Genomic DNA, 2,721 nt, shown 5'->3' on the forward strand with positions numbered 1-2,721 from the left:
CTCACATTCGATTCATCGATCGCAGGACCTGCTCTAGACCGATGGCATTGGTTATCTCGGCAGCAAGCTCTATCACCGGAATGACAGAACCGGCAGATCCCTGAACCGAGAACATGCGTTAGGGGCAGCGGCGTCGCCTCTGCTAACCCCCGGATTTCCGGGATCAACGTCGTCTTCATGCAGAACTGCTGGCTGCCAGATGGAAACCGATAATATCCTGCGGTGAATTATGACATAATTCATTAAAACTCTTCCCATTCCTTAGTCGCGACAGCGGCTGTAGTACGTCCGCCGAAGGCGCCGGCAAGCTTCTGGGAGAGGGCACGCGCTGGCGAGGCGGCCGGCTTACCGTTCTGGTGGGCAACACGCCGTACAGAAGTCGAACCGTCGAGCCTGAAGCGCGCAATAAGCCGCGCCAGATTGGAAGCCTCATCCGCCAACCGGTTGGTGGCCGCCGTCGATTCTTCCACCATCGCCGCATTCTGCTGGGTTGTCTGATCCATCTGGTTGACCGCAGTGCTGACTTCCGCCAGCCCGGTCGATTGCTCTCGTGCCGCTGTCGAGATCGTATGAACGTGCTCGTTCACCTTGATCACGTGGCCTCGGATTAGACCAAGGGCATCGCCTGTGGCCGTTACCAGCCTGACCCCAGTTTTGACCTCGTCGCCGGACCGGTTGATCAGCGCCTTGATATCCTTGGCGGCAGTGGCGGAGCGCTGTGCCAGTTCACGCACCTCCTGAGCCACAACGGCGAAACCCTTTCCAGCGTCACCCGCACGCGCCGCCTCGACGCCGGCGTTAAGGGCCAAAAGATTGGTCTGGAAGGCGATCTCGTCAATGACGTTAATGATCTGGCCGATTTCATCCGAGGCCTGCTCGATGCGGCCCATGGCGGCGACCGCGTCTTTGACAACCGCGCTCGACTGCTCGGTGCTTCTGCGTGCCTCATCGACCATATGGCTGGCTTCCGTGGCTCTTTCTGTCGAGCTTTTTACCGCCACCGTGATTTCCTCAAGCGCCGAAGAGGTCTCCTCCAGAGCCGCGGCTTGCTGTTCCGTGCGCTTTGAAAGGTCGCCTGAGGCGATGCGCATCTCGCCGGCTCCGCCGTTGATCGTGTCGACGGCGGAGCGAACCTCGCCTAATACGGATCGAAGGGCTGCCATGGTGGCGTTGACATTACTCTTCAGTTCACCAAAGGCTCCCTGAAACTCGCCGCACATGTTTTCCGTCAGATCCCCATCGGAAAGCGCTGAGATAACTCGGCGAGTTTCGGCGATGCCCCGGTCAACAGAGGTGACCAGCTCGTTGACGCTTCCTGCAAAACGGTCGAGAGCCGCATCGCCGTATTTCTTGGTGATGCGATGGGTGAAGTCACCGGCTACGGCGGCTGACACCACCTCGGCAATGCTCGACTGCAAGTCGGCGCTCTTGGCCTGCAACGCGGCCTCCTGCGCGTTCAGATCGCGGGCCTTGATGCTGTTTTGCTTGAATACCTCAACGGCTCTCGACATCTTGCCGATTTCGTCGGCGCGCATTGCGAAAGGAACCTCAGTGTCGAGATTACCATCTGCCAGTACGCCCATCGTGGTAGTCAACCGCGAGATCGGATCGGTAATCTTCCGGATGCAGTAAAGCAGGGCTATAATGCCCGTCGTAGTTGCCAGCGCCATGGCAAGAATGGTGACCAAAACCGTCGATGAAACGGCGCCCATCGTGTTTCCGACGGCCGCGACTCCACCACGCTTGTTAACTGCGACATCCTGGTCAAGGAGCGCTCCACTATCATTATACAGTTTCGTCGTGGCGTCACTCGTTAGAAGAGCAAATGCTTCATCCTTCTTGCCTGCCTGCATTAGTTTAACAATCCGCTCGCCATCCTCCTGATATTGCGTCCACAAAGCGGAGAATTCGTCATAGGCCTGACGCTCCTCGCCGGATGTCACCATCGGCTCATATTCACCACGGGCATTCGCCAGATCCTCCATCTTCTGGCGGAAGGTGGTGATATTATGCGCAAGGCTCGTCGAATCTGATGATTTTGTCACCAGCCTGAACTGCAGGATGCGGTAGTCCCCGGTGATCGTATTGATCCGATTTATCACATCGATCGATGGCAGCCAGTTGCTGGCAACTTCGGATATATTGCTCCTAATGGACAGTAGCTTGACGATACTCACGATGCCCTGGCCCGCCGCGAGAAGAGAGAGTAGAACAAATATCAAAGATAAAGCGAGTCTAATGGACTTGGGCATAAAGGCAAACCTTTTAGGTGAGGTGGACGATCGACTTGTCTACTCAAATCTTCCAATTGCCGTTTCATTCATTCGAACGGCAGATCAATCTTGTGGGTCTGTGACATAGCTGAGAATACCTATTGGTTGCGTTGGTTAATGAAGCCTTTCCTGCCCGTCTCGAATGCAAAAAGACGACGTTTTAAGGATAGTCAGGCGTCCAATGGATCGTCCGCGCTTACAAGGAGGATGCAGCCGGCAAAATTTCATTTGGCGCCGTTCGAAGAGCATCATCGTTTTCAGCAACCAAGTTTCGCCCCGCCACGAGCCCCCGACCTAGAGCAAGTCCTGCGATCGATGAATCGATTGTGATGTGACGGCGTCCATCGAAGCTGATTCAACATCCACAGAGAAGAGGTGGATGATGGGACAAGCACTGAGCGATGATCTTCGAATACGGGTTTTGAAAGCGTCTGCGGCGGGCATGTCG

1 protein-coding gene is annotated in these 2,721 nt (G+C 55.9%); it reads right to left on the reverse strand.

The window, feature by feature from the left end; translation table 11 throughout:
• Positions 1-242: 242 nt before the first annotated feature.
• Positions 243-2,252: a methyl-accepting chemotaxis protein gene (locus CO655_RS32955; protein WP_097667963.1), complete on the reverse strand. Its 2,010-nt coding sequence runs from the start codon at positions 2,250-2,252 to the stop codon at positions 243-245.
• Between the last annotated feature and the right edge of the window lie 469 nt (positions 2,253-2,721).

It is taken from the genome of Rhizobium sp. M1 (assembly GCF_002531805.1).
Classification (GTDB): Bacteria; Pseudomonadota; Alphaproteobacteria; order Rhizobiales; family Rhizobiaceae; genus Rhizobium; species Rhizobium etli_C.

What these genes read in the sequence shown, in the direction of transcription:
- CO655_RS32955 (WP_097667963.1), bottom strand. Translation starts at nt 2,252, where the DNA reads ATGCCCAAGTCCATTAGACTCGCTTTATCTTTGATATTTGTTCTACTC.